This window comes from Caldisericia bacterium (genome assembly GCA_021158845.1).
Lineage (GTDB): Bacteria > Caldisericota > Caldisericia > B22-G15 > B22-G15 > B22-G15.
The window spans coordinates 1-6961 of the sequence record JAGGSY010000093.1; the positions used below are offsets into that span (position 1 = coordinate 1).

At 35.1% G+C, this 6961-nt stretch carries 6 protein-coding genes; 3 read left to right on the plus strand and 3 right to left on the minus strand.

The genetic code is table 11. The features are described from left to right. The 3 genes from J7J33_03705 to J7J33_03715 all read right to left on the minus strand — a co-directional run. The coding region (locus tag J7J33_03705) for a DUF401 family protein (GenBank protein MCD6168394.1) at positions 1-689 on the minus strand (689 nt) is incomplete at its 3' end. Further along, entirely contained in the window at positions 689-2014 is a 1326-nt protein-coding gene (gene ssnA / locus J7J33_03710; GenBank protein ID MCD6168395.1) for a putative aminohydrolase SsnA, read from the minus strand. The genes J7J33_03705 and ssnA, both read right to left, overlap by 1 nt. After that, the gene (locus tag J7J33_03715; GenBank protein MCD6168396.1) at positions 2011-2709 is read right to left on the minus strand and encodes a DUF4388 domain-containing protein; all 699 of its coding nucleotides are present in this window, start codon (positions 2707-2709) and stop codon (positions 2011-2013) included. Before J7J33_03715 ends, ssnA begins: the two co-directional genes overlap by 4 nt. A 28-nt stretch (positions 2710-2737) precedes the next feature. On the opposite strand from J7J33_03715, the gene J7J33_03720 reads away from it, so the two are divergent. From J7J33_03720 to J7J33_03730, 3 genes are all read left to right on the plus strand, one after another. After that, positions 2738-3106, plus strand: a complete 369-nt coding sequence (locus J7J33_03720; protein ID MCD6168397.1) for a metallopeptidase family protein — start codon at positions 2738-2740, stop codon at positions 3104-3106. A gap of 26 nt (positions 3107-3132) precedes the next feature. After that, a complete protein-coding gene (locus tag J7J33_03725; protein MCD6168398.1) occupies positions 3133-4707 on the plus strand; it encodes a sensor domain-containing diguanylate cyclase in 1575 nt (524 codons plus the stop codon). Continuing rightward, the coding region (locus J7J33_03730) for a UPF0182 family protein (GenBank protein ID MCD6168399.1) at positions 4704-6961 on the plus strand (2258 nt) is incomplete at its 3' end. The genes J7J33_03725 and J7J33_03730, both read left to right, overlap by 4 nt.

Sequence of the window (6961 nt, forward strand, 5' to 3'; positions counted from 1 at the left end):
ATATCAAGTGAAACCACTGTGGAGAGAAGTATTATAAGGAGTATTGGAGAGAAATATTTTAAAAATTCACGGAAACTACCCTTCTCTCTCCTTATATTTTCAAGCTTCACACCTCTATAACCTACAAGCCATCCAGCAGATATCTGAAGTATTGGAAGTATAAAATGTGCCAATAAAACCGTCCTCATTGGTATTTTTAAAAATATGGATATGAGTATAAGGGCAGGATAAATTGGGAATACACCTTCCCACACATGTCTGAACCAGTAATTTAAGTAAGCTTTCCTCTCATTTGTTGCCACCATTCCCCTTGCTGATTCTTCCACAAGGGGGGCTGAGAATAGAGCACCTCCTGGCATAGGTATGAGACCTACAAGGGAGGCAGAGAGAAAGATTGTAATCTTTCTATTGGGTATAAAAGAGTCAAGATTTTTTATCATCTTTGTAAGAATTTTTTTATCCTGAAGGAGATTGGCAAAGAAGTATATCATGCATAGCATTATGGTAAGTTTGAGGGTGTCTTTAGAGATAGATGTTATAAGAAGATGCTTCATCAGCTCTTTAAATGGAATTGGATAGATAAAACCAAGAAATAATCCACCAATGAGTAAACTTATACCTGGACTTACCTTCCTTGTTATCAAGAAAATTATAATAAAGAAGGTTATTCCAAGTTTTATTAGGGTCATTATATAGAGTTAAATCTCTCCCACAGTTTCTCTGTGATTTTCCTACTTTCCCTCTCTATTTTTTCTGTATCCACAGTTATAATTTCCCTCTCCTTCATAACAAATTTTCCATTTATTATCACATCTTCAACAAAATCTGGAGATAATCCAAAGAGAAAATGACCAAAGAAGTTATCTTCGTTTAAAGGTGTTGGGGGTGTATAAGATAGCATTATGAAGTCAGGAGCACTACCCTCCTCTATTACTCCAATCTTTTTATTAAAGACTCTTTCAGCTATCTTTGGATTATTTACAAACAGCATTTTATAGGATTCCATAAAGCCAACATTTGGGTCCTTTTTGTTTAACTTGTGCAGTATATTTGCAACTTGAGTTTCCCTCCACATGTTTTGAGTGAAACCGTCTGTTCCAAGACCTAAAAGGATTCCTTTATTCATCATCCCTATAACATCAGATACTCCAACTGCATTGTTCATATTTGATTCAGGATTATGTATAACCATGGTATCAGTCTCCTTTAGAATCTCCTTTTCCTTTTCATCAATGTGGATGGCATGAATTGCAAGGGTTCTTTTTCCAAGTATATTTTCCTTTAAGAGTCTCTCTACAACACCCATTCCGTATTTTTCAATGGAATCTTCCCTATCAGATATATCCTCTGCAACATGGATATGAAATCCAACATCAAGGGCATTTCCTGCTTCTGCACACTCCTTTATGGTTTTTTCACTTATTGTAAATTGGGCATGCATTCCAAATGTTGGTGATACAAGAGGATTCTTTTCTTTCCTCAACTTTTCAATGAATCTTATGTTTTCCTTTATGCTTTCCTTTGCCTTAACCTCTCCCCATCTGTCTGAAACCTCAAAACATGTGGAGAGTCTAATCCCAGTTTCAACACTTGCTCTCTCCAGTTCATCAAGACTTCCCAAGATGTATCCAAAACTTGCATGGTGATCTATTATTGTGGTTGTTCCTTTTCTTATGGCATCAATTATCCCTACAAGTGCAGAGTAATAAACTGATTCCCTGTCCAGAGCAAGATCCAGTTTCCACCATAGATTTTTTAGTATCTCCAAAAAATTTTTAGGATGATAATTTTTTAAAGGTATCCCTCTTGAAAGAACTGAGTATAGATGATCATGAGCGAGTATAAAACCTGGCATCACAAGTTTCCCCTTTCCATCTATAACTTCACCTTTATACTCTTTATTATTCTCCCCAACATAAACTATTTTTTCCTCATCCCACACCAAAATTCCATTATTAAAGAATTTTGGTTTCTCTCCCCCGGTAAAGACGGAAACATTCTTTAAAATCTTCATTTCTCCTCCTTTAAAAGAATTCCAGAGATTACAAGATCTCTCATGGTTTTCAATGCCTCAAAGTAACCAAGTTTTGATGACCATGCTATTTCTCCCACCGTTTTCTTCCCATCACACATAAATACTATCTCCCACTCATCCTTTGAGAATGTCATACTGTCCATATCTGGTTCTGGATTTACCTTAAGGACAATATCATCATTTGGTATAACTTTCCTTATCTCCATTAGTTCATCATACTTTCTTGTTAATTCAAGCATAAGTTCATCAACATCCATCTTTATATTTGTTTCCTCTGGTTTCTCATCGGGTATGAATTTAAAACTTCCATCCTTTACAAGGAAGAGATGTAAACATCTTTCCACCAGTTGAAGTTTCAAAAATTTCTTTAGTTCCTCCTTATCCATCACTCCAGACTTTACAAGCTTCTCTCCAAATTTCCCCTCTCTTTCTTCACTTAGTATCCTCTCCAACTCTGCCTCATCTATCTTCTTATGCCTTACCAATAATGTTCCAATCGGTAAGGGGGAATTTTTAACCGATGCATGGGTTACCTCGCCGTGATCAAAGTATATCCTTCCAAATTCCTCTCCCCCGGATTCAATGATTAGAACCCCAGATTTTTGGATATTCTTTATCAGCGTAAGAATATCATAGAATGAAAAGTCCTTAAGGTCTCCTTTCAATATATTCATATAAGAAATTTTATCATATAATTGAGTTATGGAAAGAGAAGAATTTGAAAGGATAGTTCTTAAGTTGATAGATGAACTTCCTGAACGTTTCAGAAAGGACATGGAGAATGTTAGTATAGTGCTTGAAGAAAGACCTTCTCTTGATCTTCTAAGGAAGGTGGGGGTGAGGAGTGGTAAACTTCTTGGAATTTACCAGGGTGTTCCTCTAACCAAAAGGGGATTGGGCTACAACGGAGTTCTTCCTGATAGAATTATACTTTTTATGAGAGAGATAGAGGAGGAGGCAAGGATGGAGAATGTCCCTTTAGTTGAAAAGATAAAGAATGTTTTGTATCATGAAATTGGTCACTACTTTGGTCTTAGTGAGGAGGAACTTAGAAAACTTGGGGTTTTCTAAAATAAGATATGAAAGATGCTTTTTTGTTGAGCGAGCTCTATTTAAGAGGAATTGAGGTTTTAAAAATAAAGATCTTAATCGCCCTTTTGTTTCTATTTACAGGACTTTTAAATTTTTTTGATAAAATTCAGATTATCTCACCAAAGGCATACATCTTTATCTCACTTTCTTATTTTCTGTTTCTTGCACTCTCCTATTTCATCTTTTTGAAATTGAAAAAAGAAAACTATTACACTTTCCTTATCATAAGTTTTATACTTGATGGTCTTTTTGTTACAACAATACTTTATGTTTCAGGAGGAATTGAGAGTATCACTTTTATTCTATACTTTCTCTATCTACTTCTATTTTCATTCTTTGGCCTGAGAAGATCCCTCTACTATATTTTATTTTCCTATATCCTACTTTATCTTGGGGAGATATTTTCAGAAACCTTTGGTGTAATTCCCCACTTCTACTCTTCTCATATTTATCCACCTGATTTTATCTACAATCCAAGGCTTGTTTCCTTAAGATGTTTACCTATAGCTGGATACATGATTCTCTACACCCTGCTACTTGATAAAAGTATCAGCTTCTTTACAAGAACGGAGAGAAAGATGGAGCTCCTTGTAGAATCAACAATTTTTTTAACAAGGGGGATTGGAGATAGGGATAAAATATTAAAGGAATTGATAAAAACAGCTGTTAGAATTACAGGTGCTGACAGTGCATCAATAATGGTAAAAGAGAATGGAGAGTGGAGATTTATTCTTTGGGAGAACATAGAAGATGATGTTGTAAAAAAGGTTGAGGAAGAAATGAGGTTATCTTTACCAGAAAATATAAGAGAGATAGAGGAAACTGGAAAAACACTATACTATCCTGATACAAGAGAAGTGCCTGCATGGATAAGAGAATCTAAATCACCTGTTAGATCATACATAGGTGTTCCAATAATAATTGGAGACGAAGTTATCGCAATTATTAACATAGATTCATGGAAACCAAACAAATTCACCCAATCAGACATAAGAATAGCTGAAACCCTTGCAAGATTTGCAGAGGTGGTGATGGAGAAGCACTCCTTGTTTGAAAGGCTTGATGCATTAAAGAAAGAGGCAGAAGAGCTTGCCATTAAAGATTATCTTACAGGTCTATACAACAGGAGGGAGTTGGAAAGAATATTGAGTTATGAGATATCTAAATCTATAAGATACAACTCTTCCTTTCAGCTCATGATGATAGATTTAGATGAATTTAAGAGCATAAATGATAGATTCGGTCATTCTGAAGGTGATAGAGTGTTAAAAAAATTCGCAGAGATACTTAAGGAATCTGTAAGAAAGACAGACCTCGTCTTTAGGTATGGAGGTGATGAATTTATAGTGTTTATTCCAGGAGATGATAAAATGGCAGTGGATAAAATTTTAAAAAGGATTAGAGATAGATTCAACAAGGAGTTTAAAATCTACATAGAGGAACTCTCCTTTGGCTTTTCATTTGGTTATCTCGTTTTCCCTAAGGATGTGGGAGATGTTAAGGATGAGAGTGAGGGGGTGAAGTTAGCTCTTAAAAGAGTGGATGAGTTTTTATACTATAGAAAAAGGAGGAAGACATGATAATTTTTATAATTTTAATTGCGTTAGTATTTTCTTTACCATTCATAATTACCCTTAAAAAAGAGGGTAAGTTCTCTCTCCCACTTTTTCTTATTATGATAATTCCAGTAGGTTTTGTAATCTTTATCTCTGTATTCTCCAGCTTGTTTGTTGACTATCAATGGTTTAAAAGTCTTGGTTTTGCCATTACATTTAGAAGAAGGCTTATTTTTAGGATTTTAACATTCATCATTTCGTTTCTTGTAACGCTCCTCTTTACATATCTTGCAATGAGATTCAAATTCATCAAAACACCTTTTGAGAGTTCTCAAACAAAAAAACAGAGAAAGATATTTAAAATCTCTTTCTATATTGGTATAGTTGCTGTATCCTTCTTCTTTTCCCTGACAAATTCTCTTGATTATAATAAGTTACTTCTCTTTTTATATAGAACACCTGTGGGTGTAAAAACTCCCATTTTTAATAAGGATCTCTCCTTTTATCTCTTTACCCTCCCCTTTGCGCTAAATGTCCTTGATTTTCTCATATCTCTTTCGGTATTTGTTATCTTCCTCTATCTCTTCTACAGCATTATTATGTCAAAGGCACGATTTGCCCTTTCCATAAGATTAACGAAGGATGAGATGTATAGAAGGTTTGCCTATCTTTTTGGTGTTTTATTCCTTATTATCAGTGTCAAGACCTATTTTTCCATTTTTAACCTGATGATATCTAAGAGAGGTGCTGTTTATGGAGTTGGATACACAGACTTGCATGTGAGAATTCCCATTTACTATGTTTTAATCTCCCTTCTTCTAATCCTCTCCATACTTTTATTTATCTATTCATCAAACCTCGGTAAATTCAGACCTCAAAGGAAACTTCTTATCTCTATCGTTGTTTTGTTTGTATTGATTCTTGTTCTTTATGGAGTGCTTCCCGGTGTTTACCAGAGAGTAATAGTTGAGCCAAACGAACTTGCAAAGGAGAAGGAATTCCTATCTTACAATATTGAATTTACAAGAAAGGCGTATGGGCTTGACAGGTTTGACAATGTATTTATTTCATCGCTTTCTCCACTTACAGAGGAAATAATAAAGAATAATGCTGAAGTTATAGATAGTGCAAGATTGTGGGATTGGAGAGCCCTTATTGATACATACAAGGAGATTCAGGGTATAAGACCATACTATAGATTTATTGATGTTGATGTGGATAGATACAATATAAATGGTAACTTGAGAGAAGTTATGCTTGCCGCAAGGGAGCTTGATCAGAATTTACTCCCAGAGGGCTCCAAGAGCTGGGTTAATCTACATTTGAAATACACTCATGGTTATGGAGTCTGTATGAATCCAGTAAATGAATTTACCGAGGAAGGACTTCCAGTTTTATGGATTAAGGATATACCACCAAGAGTTGAAGTTGAAGGGGTTAGTATAAAAAGGCCAGAGATTTACTATGGAGAGCTAACAGACAACTATGTTTTTGTTAAGACATCTACAGATGAGTTTGATTACCCAAGAGGCAATGAGAATGTTTATACAAGGTATGAAGGGGAAGGTGGAATCGAAGTGGGAGGATTATTAAAACGAATCATGCTCGCCTCAAAATTTAATGATATGAATATCCTTCTTTCAAGGTATCTTAACAAGGATTCAAGAATAATGATGTATAGAGATGTTATTCAGAGAGTTGATAAGATTGCTCCATTCTTACTTTTTGGCTATGATCCTTATATATTTATAGATAAGGATGGAAATCTTATGTGGATGGGAGATGGCTTTACAATCTCATCCTTTTATCCATACTCTGAACATGTAAAGTTAGGAGATATAAGGTTTAATTACATAAGAAACTCTGTAAAATTTACCGTTGATGCATACAACGGAAAGGTGAAATTCTATGTTATAGATGATGAGGATCCAATTATTAAGACATATATGAAAATATATCCAGATCTGTTTGTGCCACAGGAAAAGATGAGTGAAGATCTCAAGGCACACATGAGGTTTCCAGACGATCTTGTTGAAGTGCAATCATTCATGTATAGGGATTATCATATGACAGATGTCCAGGTCTTCTACAACAGAGAGGATAGATGGGAGAAGGCAAAGGAGAAGTATAAAACTGGGATACAGGAAATGCAACCATATTTCGTTATCATGAAGATAGGGGGAAAGGAGGAGTTTGTAAACATTCTGCCGATGACACCTCTTGGAAAGAGTAATCTGATTGCTCTATTTGTTGGAAGGTGTGATGAGGCTAATTATGG